Below are 14,448 nucleotides of genomic sequence, written 5' to 3'. Positions count from 1 at the left end.
TTCTTCGAGCGCTGGCAAGACGCCCTCAAGTGGCAGCGGCTGGAACCCTACCGCAAGTTCGCGCGCATGATCGAACGTCATTGGGACGGCATCGCCTCTTACTGTCATCCGAACAACAAGGTTAGCCTCGGATTGGTCGAGGGGTTGAATAACAAGATCCGCGTCCTGCAACGCAGGGCCTACGGCTATCGCGACGAAGAGTATCTCAAGCTCAAGATCATCGCCGCCTTCCTGCCGCCTCTGCCTAAATATGCAGAAAATGACCCACACTAATCCGCGAAGACCCATTAAGTTTCTGAATCGCCTCATCATCTCTGTACTTACCGGTTACATGTACCCCCTGTGCAATCAGCGCCGCGTTATTCATGGTGTAGCCTAGCACTGAAAACCTCAGCGGAAGATCACGTTCTTTGGCGTCTCGCGCACAGGCTAGCAGTACGTCATACCCCTTGAGTTTACCGATGGCGCCGATCACCACGACATGCAGCTCGTCTTTACCTGGCTGAATCGATCGTTTTACATGTCTGTAAATGCTATCGACATCTTCATGAGGTGACACAGTCATCTCGAGACCGGGGAAGTAACGCCCGATGCGACTCGAGACATCCTCGTCGGGTACAAGCACCTGATCTGCCGCCTCCAGGGCCTGCCAGTGCATCGTCCTCCAGTGTCGAATATCCCTGACGCCGAAATCACTGCCACGCACAGCCAGACAACGATTGCATTCATCTTCTCCAGGCTCACCGCAGTAGCGACCTTCAGTGTCTGCGAGATTGATCCGTGGGCAGATAACCTTGTAGTCGTGCAGATTGGCTTCCCAACGTATGCCCATCTCCTGCACCAACTGCTGGATCAGTTTCGGCGACTCCGGTTCGAAATCAACGAGGCTGTGGGTGTGAAGCTCAGTAATACCCAGCTGATTCAAGCGAAGCATGAGGTCACTCAGGTCCCTGAGTGGAAACGACGGCAGATTCGGCACAGACTTAATATTTGGGCTTCCCAGATAGACATGGGCGCTGTTCTCACGGGCTGGACGCATGTGGAACACGCCGACACCAGACTCCGTCAGCCTTGCACTGTCTTCCTGCACATGGCGTTCTGTACCACCGCCCCGATTGTGGCTGACAATCAGTACGTTGTTGTCTCTCCGTAACCTTTTGAGTCGTGCCCAATCCAAGCACTCACGCGCGGGGGCAAGGGGGTCCTTCTGGATGAATTCAGACACATCCTTCTTATAGCTGGGGTAGCGCTTATCCAGTATCTTGAGTGCATGCTTGACCCGCTTGGCCTTTTCCCCCTGAAATGAAGTGGAGCCCCAGTGGCGGACGAAGACATCTGCAGCAATGACGTTGCGCCAGGCGCGGCGGATCGCTCTTTGGCAAAAATCGTTTTCCTCGCCATAACCCTTGCCAAAGGCCTGCTGGTCGAAACGGCCCACCTCAGCCAGGCAGGCGCGCTTGATGTACATGCAGAAACCCACGCCGGTGGGCGCTTCGACTTCGAACCCGGCGTTGATGCTCGCAGCTAAGGCGTCCAGCTCTCTGTAACTCAACTCCAGAGGATACGGGTTATCGTGCAGGAACCTCGGATAGCTGCAGATCGTGGCGTTGTTCGAGAGTGGCGTGACGGTGCCCGTACGAGGATGCCGACAGGCAGCCGCGTGTAAACGATCAAGCCAGCCGTCATAGACCTCGGTGTCGGAATTGAGAAGGACCACGTCACGGCCATTATGCAGACCCATCCCCCGATTGACGGTTTTCACAAAGCCTCGATTCTCGTCATTTGTGATGAGTGTGAATAAACCCGATTCTGCCAATCGTTCCAGCTCGGCGACCAGATCCGCTTCCGGACTGGCGTCGTTGATGACGATCAACTCATAAGGGGTCGTGTTTTTTGATGCGAGCACACTGAACAGGCAGGCGAGCGTTTCAAGTTTGCCTTTGTAGACTGGCACGATAACGTCCACCCGTGCACCACTGACACCAGCACGGGGTTGCAACTCTCTCCATTGATCAGGCTCAGGCACTATGGGCGGCAGGATCTCAAGCGATTCAACACCCTGATCGCATTCCGGATCTGGCCGTACTGGACGACCATCCGTACGCCCACCCAACAGGTAGTGCATGAGCGGATTCATGCGTGCGTGCATCACATCGGGATTGGTGCGCAGATAGAAGGCGCCGTCGAATTGCGGACTCGGGGAGCGGCCTTCCAAACCACCCCACTTGAGGTAATGCAGCAGAGGATCGATCCCGGATCGCGCAACGTCCTTGTTTTCACACAGGTAGAAGTCGACATCGAACCAGGGGCTTGGAGAGATGCGCAGGTATCGACCGACGTAGATGTAGTGCAGCAAAGCATTGACCTGCTTGGTGCGTCCGGGGGCATGGGCGCGGTAGTAGACCGGGTCAAAAAATGCCATGGGCGCGCGCCCTTCACGGTCTCCGTGGGACACGTAATGACGCAGGGGGAGCATACCCGCCTGCGCCACGTCGTGGTGGTGTTCCAGGTAGTAAGCCCGATCGAAGAGCTCGGTCTTTTTAATAAGGTGTACCAAGAGGGAACGATAGACAGATCGTAACCCGGAGGACGTGAAAAGCAGCTTCATGAGCCATAGCAGGCCCAGAAGCACGCATCCTCTCAATGCCTTGATACGATCGCGGACTAGCACGCACTACTCCACGCTACCAGGGCGATCCAGCACGAGCAGCTCCCGCAGATACTGGCCATAACTGCTCTTGGGAAAGGACTCTGCAATGGCGTTGAGCTGGGCATCATCGATCCAGCCACTGCGCCAGGCGATCTCTTCGGGACAGGCGATCTTGAGTCCCTGCCGACGTTCGATGGTCTCGATGAACTGGGAGGCCTCGAGCAGGGATTCGTGGGTACCGGCATCCAGCCAGGCATCACCCCGCCCCATGCTGATGACATTCAGTTCACCCTGGGAGAGGTAGATATTATTGAGGTCTGTGATCTCCAGCTCTCCTCGCCGGGAGGGCTTCAGAGTCTGGGCGTACTCCACGACACGGCTGTCATAGAAGTAAAGACCGGTGACCGCGTATCGTGAACGCGGCACGCTGGGCTTCTCCTCCAGGGAGACAGCCCTGCCCTGTGCATCAAACTCCACAACGCCATAACGCTCCGGATCCTTGACCCGGTAAGCGAATACCGTAGCGCCGCGTTCATCGACGGCAATCGACTTCAGGTTCCTGGTCAGGCTCTGACTGTGAAAGATATTGTCTCCCAGGACCAGGGCACTCGAGTGCCCATCGATGAACTCGGCACCGAGGATAAAGGCCTGCGCCAATCCATCGGGGCTTGGCTGCATCTGGTAGCTGAGACTCAGACCCCACTGGCTGCCATCCCCCAGTACCTGTTCGAAACGCGGGGTATCCTGGGGCGTGGAGATAATGAGGATATCGCGGATACCCGCAAGCATCAGGGTGCTGAGCGGGTAGTAGATCATGGGCTTGTCGTAGACCGGCAGTAGCTGCTTGGAAACGCCTGCGGTGATGGGATAGAGGCGCGTGCCTGAGCCGCCGGCCAGGATGATGCCCCTTCTAGGTGAGTTAGGGGGTGAGGGGTTAGGGGTTAGGGGGGAAGACATTAGTCCTTCTCCGTTGAGGGCTTCGGGACCCAGTTATAGGGTGAGCAGTGAGGGGTTAGGGAGGGAGACATTAGTTCTTCTCCTTTAGCTTTCGGATGAGGCCTGCGAGGAGGGTGAAGGTCTTGTCGATTCGGGCCTGCACCGCCTTCCCTTCGACTGGATAACCGAGGTCTCGGGCAATCAGATACTCGGTTTCCAATTCGCTCAGGGAACCGCGAGCGATGTAGAGGAAGTTCATGAACTCCTTAGCGCTGTTACGAGCCGCGCCCTCGCTGATGTTCGCTGGAACCGAGACCGCAGCCCGTCTCATCTGGCTGATCAGCCCGAACTTCTCATCCTGTGGAAAACAACTCGTCATGTCGTAGACGTCCCTTACCAGATTCATGGCTTCTCGCCAGACCAACAAACCGTGATGCGCCCTCTCCCTGGCCACCCCTCACCTCCTAACTCCTAACTCCTAACTCCTAACTCCTAACTCCTGACTCCCCAAGTCCAAGCCGTTCCCCCCTGTAGCTTCCATCCCTCACGCGCCGCCACCAGGTTTCATTGTCCAGATACCACTGTACCGTTTTGCGCAGGCCGGTTTCGAAGGTTTCCTGGGGTTTCCAACCTAGTTCACACTCGATCTTGCTGGCGTCGATGGCGTATCGACGGTCGTGGCCCGGGCGATCTTTGACGAAGGTAATGAGTGAGGAGTGAGGAGTGAGGGGTGAGGTTTTACCCTCCTGACTCCTGACTCCTGACTCCTGACCATCCTTTCCTGACTCCTCGCCCCTGCCCCCTAACGCCTCATCAAGGATGAGGCACAGTGCCTCAACCACCTCAATATTGCGCTTCTCGTTGTGTCCGCCGATGTTATAGACCTCGCCGACCTGCCCATGCTCCAGCACGTGGACCAGGGCGCGGGCGTGGTCGTCGACGTAGAGCCAGTCGCGGATCTGGCCGCCGTCTCCGTAGACGGGCAAGGGCTTTCCGTCCAGGGCGTTGAGGATCATCAGGGGGATGAGTTTTTCCGGGAACTGGTAGGGGCCGTAATTGTTAGAGCAGTTCGTGATGATCGTGGGCAGGCCATAGGTGTGGTGCCAGGCGCGGACCAGGTGGTCCGAGGCTGCCTTGCTGGCGGAATAGGGTGAATTGGGGGCATAAGCCGTGGTTTCGGTAAACAAACCCTCTTCGCCCAGACTGCCGTAGACCTCGTCGGTGGAGATGTGGTGGAAGCGAAAGCGTGTGCGGGCCTCGGCATCCAGCTGATTCCAGTAACTGCGGCTCACCTGCAGGAGCTGGTAGGTGCCGACGATGTTGGTGTCGATGAAGGCGGAGGGGCCATCGATGGATCTGTCCACGTGGGATTCGGCCGCGAGGTGCATCACCCCATCGGGACGAAAATCCTCGAACAAGGCGGTCATGGCCTGGGCATCGCAGATGTCTACATGGGCAAACCGGTACCGGGGGTCATCGGACACCGAGACCAGGGATTCCAGGTTGCCGGCATAGGTGAGCTTGTCCACGTTGAGGACGTGATGATCGGTGTGCGCGATCAGGTGGCGGATGACCGCCGAGCCGATGAATCCGGCGCCGCCTGTAACCAGCAGTTTCATGAGTGTCCCTTAGGGGAAAGGTCTTCCAGGCACAGTGACAGCGCATCGCGCCAGTCGGGCAAAGTGATGCCGAAGGCCTGTGAGAGCTTTTTGTTGGAAAGGACTGAATAGGCCGGGCGCTTGGCCGGCGTCGGGAATTCCGCGGTGGCGATAGGCTCGATCACGTTCGCGCGTCGCTCGGCTGGGTCCATGGCCTCGACAATGGCTCGGGCGAATTCATACCAGGTGCATTGGCCCTGGCAGGTCAGGTGGTAGATGCCCTGGTGCGCCCGGAGATAGTCCGGGGTCAGTGCGCCCTGCGCCAGGATCTGGCTGGTGGCCTCTGCGATGCTGCGGCTCCAGGTGGGGGCGCCGATCTGGTCGTTGACGATTCTGAGTTGTTCCCTTTCCCGCGCCAGGCGCTGGATCGTGGCCAGGAAATTGCGCCCACGGGCGCCGTAGACCCAGGCGGTGCGCAGGATCAGGTGGGCCACGCCGGAAGCGGCAATGGCCTGCTCTCCGGCCAGTTTGCTCTGACCGTAGACGCCCAGCGGTGCGGTGGCATCCGTCTCCTGGTATGGGCTGAGAGCAGAACCGTCGAAGACATAGTCAGTGGAATAATGAATCAGCCATGCGCCGATCTGGCTGGCCTCTTCGGCCATGATCCCGGGCGCGATGCCATTGATGGCCATCGCGGTTTCGGCATCGGCTTCCGCCGCATCCACGGCGGTGTAGGCGGCCGCGTTGACGACGATGTCCGGCCGGGTGTCGCGGATGACAGAGCGGACCTGGTCCGGGTCCGCCAGGTCTGCGCACGGGCCCAAGCCATCGCGCGCAGCCACAGTGACCCGTCCTAGGCTTGCCAGCGTGCGCCTCAGCTCATAGGCAACCTGACCGTCGCGACCGAATAACAGGATCTGCTTCATGGGCGATAGGGCACGAGTCGGTCCTGGGGCAGATCCCTGAGGCGCATGCCTTGCCGGTCCTTGTCAGCCAGCTGCGGGGCCTCAGTGGGCCAGGGGATGCCGATGTCCGGATCGTCCCACAGCAGCGTACCCTCGGCCTCGGGGTTGTAGTGATCGCTGCACTTGTAGGCAAACAGGGCCTCGTCGCTGGTCACGCAGAAGCCATGGGCAAGACCGGGTGGAATGTAGAACTGCCGGTGGTTCTCGGCGCTCAGGGTCACGCCATACCACTGACCGAAGGTGGGCGACCCCAGGCGGATATCAACAGCCACGTCGAACACCTCCCCTTGCAGGACATAGACCAGCTTGCCTTGGGGGTTGGGATTCTGGAAATGCAGACCGCGCAGCACACCCTTGCGCGAATAGGAGAGGTTGTCCTGCACGAATTGCTCGAACAGGCCGATCTTGGTATAGCGTGACTGATTCCAGAGCTCGGTGAAGTAGCCGCGATGGTCGCCGAATACCTTGGGCTCAATCACCAGCACGCCATCTATAGGGGTTTTTGAAACTTCCATATCAATCTTCATGCCTGAAGATCTGAAACAGGATTCCCCGAATCAAATCCGTCGATTCTTAAAATCTCTATCAATGGTGAGTGTGGCCTACATCACACTCTCGGCAAAGATAGCCATAGCTGGAGCCAAAAACCACTACAGATTATCCGGCCAAGCAATATAAATAATTTATGGATTTCTAATACTTAGAGTCTGAATACACCCCACGTGATGGGGTTAGGCAGACTTGAGTGTCGGTGATTTTTACACGAATGACAGGGTAGAATCCAGATGTTTATTCCACTGCTCCAAGCCGCACGTAGCGCCTGCGAGCCTTGTTGCGCCAGCTTGCTGAGGCATTGGGGGGGCGAGTATCGCGTCTCGTAGACCTGAATCGGGTGCCTTGCTAACATCCGTGCCATCTGCGGGGAATAACACGACCACCCCACCCAAAGCCATAAACTGCGCTTATTGAACCATCAACGCTGGACGCCCTGCATTGATCAACGCTCCCTCTGGATCCGCTCACCCGAAAGGATTGCCCTCTCACGTGAATGCTCACGCCCTTACCCTGTTGATCTTGACCATCATCGCGCTTGTTTCCGGGTGCACCACCATCCCAGCTGCCCCCATGAACAGCAGCAATCATGTCGTCGCAGTGCATTTTCCAGATGCCTTCCAATCCATGCTGTTCGAGGCACCGGCAGGCAGTGTTGCCCGGCTGGACCAGAGCCCCTGGGGCCGGGACGTAACGCTCGTGTTGCACGAACCCTATCATGCTGCCAGCGGCCGCATCTGCCGTGGCATCACGGCTGAGACTGAGGGCATGCACCGCCCGGCACTGGTCTGCCAACGCAGGGACGGCTCCTGGGAACCCGTCAGGTTGCTGCACCAGGGTGGACGACCGGCCTTCGGAAATCTGCCTGTTGAGGGGGGATTCCACTGATGGCTCGTTCACGCTGTTTGACAGGGCTGTTCTGTGCCCTTTTGTTGATCTCTCTGCCGGTTGTCGTCCAGGCACAAGCCATTACGGGCATGGGAGACATCCCGAGGGAACAACAGGCGGAACCAATTCGAGATGCCTTGGAACCGCAGCCCTCCCTGGAACGGCGCACGGGCACCTACGGCCCGGTGGACCACCAGCGACTGCACGCCGATGAAATCCCTCCCTTTGGCGCAAATCTGTTCAGGGGTGGCTTCAGAGGCATTCGCAGCTCGGGGATTAACCCGGCCTATCGGATCATGCCCGGGGATCAGATCACGCTGCGCACCTGGGGGGCGGTCGCCATGGAGCGGGTGCTTCCGGTGGACGCCCAGGGCAACATCTTCATCCCCCAAGTAGGCCCCGTGCAGGTCCAGGGCACCTCGGCGGCTGAACTGAACGGCCGCGTCGAATCAGCCATCCGGCGGGTCTTCCGTGACAACGTTTCCGTGTACACCAACCTGCAGGGGGTGCAGCCTGTCGCGGTGTTCGTCACTGGCTTCGTCAACAGCCCGGGGCTGTATGCGGGCGTCCCCAGCGACTCGCTGTTGTATTTCCTTGACCAGGCTTCAGGCATTGATGTCGCCTCTGGCAGCTTTCGTGATATCCGCATCCTGCGGGGCGGACGAACCATTGCCACGGTCGACCTCTACCCATTCCTGCTGAGTGGCGAGATCCCCAGACCCCAGTTCGAGGAGGGCGATACCCTTGTCGTGGGTCCGCGCGGGCCCATGGTCACTGTCACAGGGGATGTGTCACAGCCCTATCGCTATGAACTGGATACGGCACCACGCAGCGGCCAGGATCTGCTGCAATGGGTGCAGACCATCCCCGGCGTTTCCCATGCCCTGGTGCGGGGCGTCAGGGAGACAGGTCCCTTCTCCGTCTACCTGCCCATAACCGCCTTTCGCACCGAGGCGCTGAACGCGGGGGATGAGATCGTCTTTTCCGCAGACCAGCGGGCAGACACCATCGTCGTGGAGCTCGAAGGCATCTACGAGGGTCCCTCACGCTTCGCCCTGCCCCGGGACGCCCGACTCCTGGATCTGCTGGACAGCATCCCGGTCAATCCGGAACTCGCTGAAGTCCGCAGCGTGTCCATCAAGCGACTCAGTGTCGCCGAACGCCAGCGCCAGTCCCTGGAAGACAGCCTGAGGCGGCTTGAGACCGCCTATCTGGGTGCCTCGTCCGCGACCGCGGAAGAAGCGGCCATTCGTGCGGCCGAGGCAGAACTCATCCAGAATTTCGTGCAGCGGGCCCGACAGGTCGTACCCACGGGACGCATGGTGGTCGCACATCAGGGCCAGATCAGCAACATCCGGCTGCAGGATGGCGACATCATCACCATCCCCAGCCAGTCCGATTCGCTGCTGATCAGCGGCGAGGTGCTGGTACCCCAGGCCATGATCTACGTGGCCGGCCAACGGGCTGAGGACTACATCCGGCGCGCCGGCGGTTTCACGGATCGGGCCGACGAGCGCAACATCCTGGTGGTGCGGCAGAACGGTGAGGTGGTCGCGGCCAGCGAGGTCGAGCTTCGTCCGGGTGATGAGATCCTGGTACTGCCGGTGGTGCCGACCAAGAACCTGCAATTGGCCTCCACCTTGGCGCAGATCATGTATCACATTGCGGTGGCGGCCCGGGTCGCGCTCAATATCTAGCCCCGCGAAGGCCTGATGCGCACCCACTGGGAAGTCACCCGATCCGTCTGGCACGCCACGTTCATGCGCGAGGCCCTGGCGCGGACCACGGGTGACCGCTTTGCCTGGTTCTGGATGCTGGCTGAACCGATCGCCTTTGTGGTGATCATGGTGCTGGTCAGGGAGCTTTTGGGACGCCTGCGCCTGATTGTGGGCGCTGAATGGATCCCCTGGCTGGTCGTGGGATTGGTGGCCTTCTTCCTGTTCCGGGAGGGCGTGCTGCGGTCTCTGGGGGCCGTCGAGGCCAATCGCGGCTTGTTTGCTTACCGGCAGGTCAAACCCGTGGATCCGGTGCTGGTGCGAAACGTGCTAGAGGGGCTGCTCAAGACCCTGGTGCTGTTCATCCTGATTGCTGGTGTGGCCCTTCTCGGTTACGACATCCTGCCCTCCGATCCCCTCGGGGCGATGTTTGTCTGGATATCCATCTGGTTGCTGGGACTCGGCGCGGGCCTGGTGGTCTCCGTGGTGGGCGCCCTGGTACCCGAGGTGGGAAGGCTGGTGCGCATGCTGATGCTGCCCATGTTCCTGCTCTCGGGCGCGATCATCCCGCTGCAGACTCTGCCTTATCAGATACGTCAGTATCTGATCTACAACCCGGTGGTACACGGGCTTGAGAGCCTGAGGCTCAGTTTCTTCGAGGGGTACAAGTCCCTGCCGGGCATCGACCTGACCTACCTCTGGCTATGGAGCCTGAGCATGATCGCGCTGGGCCTCGCCCTGCACCTGCGCTTTGACATGAGACTGAAGGCCCAATGATCGAGGTTCACAACGTCTACAAGCGCTACCACAACCATCACGGCAGCGACTGGGTGTTGAAAGGCATCAACTTCACCCTGCCCAAGGGGGTGAGTGTCGGCCTGTTAGGACGCAACGGTGCCGGGAAATCCACGCTGCTGAGACTGATCGGCGGCATGGACTATCCGGACCGGGGTGAGATCGTTCGCAAGTGCCGGGTTTCCTGGCCCATCGGACTTACCGGCGCCTTCCAAGGTTCCATGACGGGGCGCCAGAATGTGAAATTCGTTGCGCGAGTTCATGGCAATGAATCCAGCATCGATGAAGTGATGCGTTTTGTGGAGGACTTCGCCGAGATCGGCAAGGCCTTCGACGAACCGGTGAAGACCTATTCCAGCGGCATGCGCAGCCGGCTGGCGTTCGGTCTGTCCCTGGCTTTTGATTTCGACGTCTACCTCTCGGACGAGGCAACGGCCGTGGGCGACAAGGCCTTCAAGGAAAAGGCCAAAAAGGCGTTCAAGGATCGCGTGAGCAGGGCCAGTCTGATCATGGTGTCTCACAGCGAGGGGATCCTGAAGGATCTCTGCCAAGCCGGCCTCTGGCTCGACAAGGGCGAAGCAGTCTGGTTCGACGACATCAACGATGCGCTGAACGCCTACCACGAGAGTATTGAAAAGTGATGAAAACCCTTTTGAAGAAACATCCCTACTGGCTCGTGGCGCTGGTGGCGATCCTGCTGAGCAGTGTGTACTGGGCGTTTATCGCCAGCCATCGCTATGTGTCCCAGGCCAACGTCGTGATGCAAAGCGCTCAGATCTCCACACCGGGTGTGGGTATTGCAGCCATACTGAGTGGCGCCGGCTCCAATGAGCTTCTGATCCTGAGGGATCACCTGCAGTCTGTGGACATGCTACGCAGGCTTGATGCCGCCCTGGATCTACGCAACCACTATTCGCAGCGCCATATCGACAGGCTGTCGCGCTTGGCTGTTGCAGACGTGCCCATGGAGGATTTTCATCGCTATTACCTGCGGCGGGTCTCTGTGGATTTGGACGAATATGCGCAGGTCCTGCGGGTGAAGGCGGAGGCCTATGATCCAGAGATCGCCCAGGCGATCGTGGTGCTGCTTTTGCGGGAAGGTGAACTGCACATGAACCGGATGGCCCAGCGGTTGGCCGCCGAGCAGGTCAAATTCATTGAGGCCCAGGTGGACGAACTCAGTGTGCGCCTGGCAAAAGCTCGCGATGCCCTGCTGGATTATCAGAATGAAATGGGACTGGTCTCACCGACGGCCACCGTGGAGAGCATCAGCGCCGTGATCGCGAGCCTTGAGGGAGAACTTGCCAGACTTAACGCGCGACGGACCGCGCTGGGCGCCTCCCAGAGTGAACGTTCTCCCGAGATGGTCAGTCTGCGTAACGAGATCGAGGCCGTTCGCAACCAGATCAGCATCGAACGGGCACGACTGGCCGCGCAAACAGGAGACACGCTGAATCTGCTCTCGGCCGAATATGAGACCCTCAATCTACAGGTGGAGTTTGCCCGTGACATGTATGCGAATGCGCTTGCTGCACTGGAGAACACTCGAGTCGAGGCGGCCCGCTCCTTGAAACAGATTGCTGTGCTACAGGAACCGACGCATCCGGAGTATCCCACCGAGCCAAGGAGAGTGTACAACATCACGGTGTTTACCATCCTCGCCCTGCTGGCGGGGCTGATCGCGCACCTGTTGGCGGCTATTGTCAGGGATCACAGGGATTAGGGGCGGGTGAAGGATGACCAACATCGTAGGATGGGTGAAGCGTAGCGCACCCATCAGGTCTCGAACGGCATGGGCACGCTGCGCTTTGCCCATCCTACGGGCTACGGGCGAGAGATGGGTGAAGTCCGTAGGATGGGTGAAGCGCAGCGCACCCATCAGGCCTGGAACGGCATGGGCACGCTGCGCTTTGCCCATCCTACGGGCGAGGGACGGGTGAAGTCCGTAGGATGGGTGAAGCGTAGCGCACCCATCAGGTCTGGAACGGCATGGGCACGCTTCGCTTTGCCCATCCTACTCACTGCTGAATGTCATGATCATCGTAGGATGGGTGAAGCGCGGCGCACCCATCATGGCCCAAATAAGACACATGCATAAAGATTTCGCAGGACGCCATTTTCTGTTGCTCCAGGGCCCCATGGGCCCGTTCTTCAGACGCCTGGCCCAGGAGATCCGACTCAACGGCGGACGTGTCAGCAAGATCAATCTCAATGCAGGGGATGCCCTGTTCTTCCACGGTGACAATTGTTACGCCTACCGTGGTGATGTGACGGGCTGGACCGACTATGTTTCTGATTTCGTGCAAAGGCATGAGGTTGATGCAATCGTCCTGTTCGGCGATCAACGTATTTACCACAAGCCTATGCGGGAGCTATGCGACGGGCTTGGCATAGAACTGTACGTCTTCGAGGAAGGCTATCTCAGACCCAACTACCTGACACTGGAACGCAACGGGGTAAACGGCCATTCTTCGACGCCCCGCAATCCGGTCGTTTTCAATAGCCTACCGTCGAAACCTCTTCAAGAGACAGCTCGACGACCCACAGGCTTCTACCACGCGATTGTCTACGCCATTGTGTATCACGTTGCCATGACCCTGTTCGCGTGGCGCTATCCCCACTATCAGCACCACCGCAAGGTCAACGCCCTTTACCAGGGGTGGGCCTGGAGTTGGGGAGCGCTGCGATGGCGCTGGCTGACATACAGACAGACCCCCCTTGCCCGTCTGCTCAGCGGCCCTCTTTCTGGACGCTATTTCCTGGTGCCTTTGCAGGTACATGACGACGCTCAGATCGTGCACTGGTCGCAGTACAACAGCGTCGAGGAATTCATTGAGGAGATCGCGCAATCCTTTGCCAAACACGCCTCTGCTGAAGACTCTCTGGTGTTCAAACACCACCCTATGGACAGGGCCTACACTGATTACCATCGCCTGTTCAGGCGGCTTCGGTGCAAGACCGGCCTTGGTGACCGGCTGATCTATGTCCATGGCATCCCCATGCCCAGACTGCTGGATCATGCCCGCGGCATGGTGTGCGTGAACAGCACGACTGGACTTTCTGCGCTTCAGCATGGTGTGCCCGTGAAGATTCTGGGAACAGCCTTTTACGACATCCCGGGACTCGTGAGCGAACAGCCTTTGGAGCAATTCTGGCGGGATCCAGGCGAGGTGGATCTGGGGTTCTACCATCAGTTCAGGAATTGGTTACTCCTGAACAACCAGCTGGATGGCAGTTTCTACCGGCGGCTTCCCGGCGTTGATACCCCGACGGCGATCATCTGGGAACCGGTGCAGTGGGGTAAGGATAACAATTTCGAAGGATCTGTGGACGTCAAGATAGAAATGGTTAAAAAGGCGCGGCTTTAAGCGCTTGGATCATGGTTCTTCATGGGCACGCTGCGCTTTGCCCATCCTACAAAGGCTCCGTAGGATGGGTGAAGCGAAGCGCAGCCATCTGACCTGATGGCTTCACAATGCAAAGCGAATCCCCGCGGTGACGAAGTTTGATCCCACCCGGCGCGGGGCAATCACCCCATAGATCCCGGACCGATGGTGTACGCGTGTAAACAGCGCGAGTCGCGCACTTTGCCGTGCACTCCACTCGATCTCATAGGCCTGAAAGCTCTGAAATTTATAGCGGCGATCTGGATCATCGATTGGGCCATCTTCGTAACTGGGCGTACCGAAGGCATAGGACAGGCCTATGGCAAATCCGGGCCTGGCGCTGATGGGGCCCAGATCCCATCCCCTGAATTGCAGGAAGTAGGCAAGATCGACTTCCCAGTTCTCCTGCAGTCCGAAGTGTTTGACCAGGATGCCCTCAAGCCCTGTCTGGGTGCCCGGCAGATAGAGCCAGTCAAACACGGATTGCACGGGTGCTGGCGTTGGAAGCGGCTGGAGATAACTCAGGGCGGTGAGATAGCTGGCTTCATAGACCAAGTCGTTGTTAAGAAAATCGCCCGGCAGCTGCAGCAAATCCGAATCCACGCCCTGCCCCCAGTAGAGCGAGATGGCCTTGGGATTGCCTTCGAGGGCATGGGCGTGGGTGGCAAGGACAGTGGCTAGGATGAAGATGGCCAGAGTTCGTTCTATTGTCCGCATTCTTGAATATAAGCTTTTGTATTTACTTAATTATTATGATCACTGTGCGACAACAGAAGCCGAGCATTTCATTGTTCTGGTGGGCGCAATGCTTGAATCGTGCACGAAACGGGCTGTAAAACCACACCTGTCGTAGGTTGGGTGAAGCGCAGCGCACCCATCGGGCCGTGGTCGGCATGGGCACGCTCTCGCTTTGCCCATCCTACGACTTGGGATTGTCAGCGTTACCCGACGACACGGATATCC

Annotated in this window: 15 protein-coding genes; 7 read left to right on the top strand and 8 right to left on the bottom strand. The window is 58.7% G+C overall.

The features are described from left to right. The coding region (locus tag D580_RS0111315; RefSeq protein ID WP_018954497.1) for an ISL3 family transposase at positions 1-273 on the top strand (273 nt) is incomplete at its 5' end. Here D580_RS0111315 and D580_RS15480 read toward each other — a convergent pair. The 6 genes from D580_RS15480 to rfbC form a co-directional block, all read right to left on the bottom strand. Next, on the bottom strand, positions 245-2,608 hold the full coding sequence (locus D580_RS15480) for a glycosyltransferase (RefSeq protein WP_155999828.1): 2,364 nt from the start codon (positions 2,606-2,608) through the stop codon (positions 245-247). The genes D580_RS0111315 and D580_RS15480 overlap by 29 nt on opposite strands. Positions 2,609-2,674: 66 nt before the next feature. After that, positions 2,675-3,607, bottom strand: a complete 933-nt coding sequence (rfbA, locus tag D580_RS0111305; RefSeq protein WP_051081801.1) for a glucose-1-phosphate thymidylyltransferase RfbA — start codon at positions 3,605-3,607, stop codon at positions 2,675-2,677. Positions 3,608-3,677: 70 nt separating this feature from the next. After that, positions 3,678-4,040 carry a four helix bundle protein gene (locus D580_RS0111300; protein ID WP_018954493.1) on the bottom strand — a complete coding sequence of 121 codons (363 nt, stop codon included), beginning with the start codon at positions 4,038-4,040 and terminating at the stop codon, positions 3,678-3,680. Positions 4,041-4,071: 31 nt separating this feature from the next. Next, a complete protein-coding gene (gene rfbB, locus D580_RS0111295) occupies positions 4,072-5,205 on the bottom strand; it encodes a dTDP-glucose 4,6-dehydratase (RefSeq protein ID WP_018954492.1) in 1,134 nt (377 codons plus the stop codon). After that, complete coding sequence (gene rfbD, locus D580_RS0111290; protein WP_018954491.1) at positions 5,202-6,110, bottom strand: dTDP-4-dehydrorhamnose reductase; 909 nt, start codon at positions 6,108-6,110, stop codon at positions 5,202-5,204. The genes rfbB and rfbD overlap by 4 nt, the downstream gene beginning before the upstream one ends. Continuing rightward, positions 6,107-6,664, bottom strand: a complete 558-nt coding sequence (gene rfbC, locus D580_RS0111285; RefSeq protein ID WP_026289924.1) for a dTDP-4-dehydrorhamnose 3,5-epimerase — start codon at positions 6,662-6,664, stop codon at positions 6,107-6,109. The genes rfbD and rfbC overlap by 4 nt, the downstream gene beginning before the upstream one ends. Positions 6,665-7,274: 610 nt before the next feature. Between rfbC and D580_RS15860 the strand changes: the two genes are divergently transcribed. From D580_RS15860 to D580_RS0111260, 5 genes are read left to right on the top strand one after another with little or no spacing between them, the layout of a single operon-like run. Further along, a complete protein-coding gene (locus D580_RS15860; RefSeq protein WP_231363544.1) occupies positions 7,275-7,589 on the top strand; it encodes a DVU3141 family protein in 315 nt (104 codons plus the stop codon). After that, positions 7,589-9,286: a polysaccharide biosynthesis/export family protein gene (locus D580_RS0111275; protein WP_026289923.1), complete on the top strand. Its 1,698-nt coding sequence runs from the start codon at positions 7,589-7,591 to the stop codon at positions 9,284-9,286. The genes D580_RS15860 and D580_RS0111275 overlap by 1 nt, the downstream gene beginning before the upstream one ends. Before the next feature lie 15 nt (positions 9,287-9,301). Continuing rightward, on the top strand, positions 9,302-10,081 hold the full coding sequence (locus tag D580_RS0111270) for an ABC transporter permease (RefSeq protein ID WP_018954487.1): 780 nt from the start codon (positions 9,302-9,304) through the stop codon (positions 10,079-10,081). Next, the gene (locus D580_RS0111265; RefSeq protein ID WP_018954486.1) at positions 10,078-10,740 is read left to right on the top strand and encodes an ABC transporter ATP-binding protein; all 663 of its coding nucleotides are present in this window, start codon (positions 10,078-10,080) and stop codon (positions 10,738-10,740) included. The genes D580_RS0111270 and D580_RS0111265 overlap by 4 nt, the downstream gene beginning before the upstream one ends. Next, entirely contained in the window at positions 10,740-11,822 is a 1,083-nt protein-coding gene (locus tag D580_RS0111260) for a chain-length determining protein (protein WP_018954485.1), read from the top strand. Before D580_RS0111265 ends, D580_RS0111260 begins: the two co-directional genes overlap by 1 nt. A gap of 155 nt (positions 11,823-11,977) precedes the next feature. Here D580_RS0111260 and D580_RS16995 read toward each other — a convergent pair whose 3' ends face one another. Continuing rightward, positions 11,978-12,112 (bottom strand): hypothetical protein, encoded by a 135-nt coding sequence (locus D580_RS16995; protein ID WP_269208102.1) that lies wholly within the window; start codon positions 12,110-12,112, stop codon positions 11,978-11,980. Positions 12,113-12,132: 20 nt separating this feature from the next. Between D580_RS16995 and D580_RS0111255 the strand changes: the two genes are divergently transcribed. Next, positions 12,133-13,467, top strand: a complete 1,335-nt coding sequence (locus D580_RS0111255; RefSeq protein WP_018954484.1) for a capsule biosynthesis protein — start codon at positions 12,133-12,135, stop codon at positions 13,465-13,467. A 102-nt stretch (positions 13,468-13,569) separates the two neighbouring features. On the opposite strand, the gene D580_RS0111250 is transcribed toward D580_RS0111255, so the two are convergent. Continuing rightward, the gene (locus D580_RS0111250) at positions 13,570-14,202 is read right to left on the bottom strand and encodes a hypothetical protein (protein WP_018954483.1); all 633 of its coding nucleotides are present in this window, start codon (positions 14,200-14,202) and stop codon (positions 13,570-13,572) included. Positions 14,203-14,448 lie beyond the last annotated feature (246 nt).

Origin of the sequence: Thioalkalivibrio sulfidiphilus (assembly GCF_000377945.1) — a bacterium.
GTDB classification, from domain to species: Bacteria; Pseudomonadota; Gammaproteobacteria; order Ectothiorhodospirales; family Ectothiorhodospiraceae; genus Thioalkalivibrio_A; species Thioalkalivibrio_A sulfidiphilus_A.
This window is presented reverse-complemented; position numbering and strand designations above follow the sequence as displayed.

Bases quoted from the DNA above. Each gene is read 5' to 3' on its own strand.
- D580_RS15480 (WP_155999828.1), bottom strand. From the start codon at position 2,608: ATGAAGCTGCTTTTCACGTCCTCCGGGTTACGATCTGTCTATCGTTCC.
- rfbA (WP_051081801.1), bottom strand. From the start codon at position 3,607: ATGTCTTCCCCCCTAACCCCTAACCCCTCACCCCCTAACTCACCTAGA.
- rfbB (WP_018954492.1), bottom strand. From the start codon at position 5,205: ATGAAACTGCTGGTTACAGGCGGCGCCGGATTCATCGGCTCGGCGGTC.
- rfbD (WP_018954491.1), bottom strand. From the start codon at position 6,110: ATGAAGCAGATCCTGTTATTCGGTCGCGACGGTCAGGTTGCCTATGAG.
- rfbC (WP_026289924.1), bottom strand. From the start codon at position 6,664: ATGGAAGTTTCAAAAACCCCTATAGATGGCGTGCTGGTGATTGAGCCC.
- D580_RS15860 (WP_231363544.1), top strand. From the start codon at position 7,275: ATGAACAGCAGCAATCATGTCGTCGCAGTGCATTTTCCAGATGCCTTC.
- D580_RS0111275 (WP_026289923.1), top strand. From the start codon at position 7,589: ATGGCTCGTTCACGCTGTTTGACAGGGCTGTTCTGTGCCCTTTTGTTG.
- D580_RS0111270 (WP_018954487.1), top strand. From the start codon at position 9,302: ATGCGCACCCACTGGGAAGTCACCCGATCCGTCTGGCACGCCACGTTC.
- D580_RS0111265 (WP_018954486.1), top strand. From the start codon at position 10,078: ATGATCGAGGTTCACAACGTCTACAAGCGCTACCACAACCATCACGGC.
- D580_RS0111260 (WP_018954485.1), top strand. From the start codon at position 10,740: ATGAAAACCCTTTTGAAGAAACATCCCTACTGGCTCGTGGCGCTGGTG.
- D580_RS16995 (WP_269208102.1), bottom strand. From the start codon at position 12,112: ATGGGCAAAGCGAAGCGTGCCCATGCCGTTCCAGACCTGATGGGTGCG.
- D580_RS0111255 (WP_018954484.1), top strand. From the start codon at position 12,133: ATGATCATCGTAGGATGGGTGAAGCGCGGCGCACCCATCATGGCCCAA.
- D580_RS0111250 (WP_018954483.1), bottom strand. From the start codon at position 14,202: ATGCGGACAATAGAACGAACTCTGGCCATCTTCATCCTAGCCACTGTC.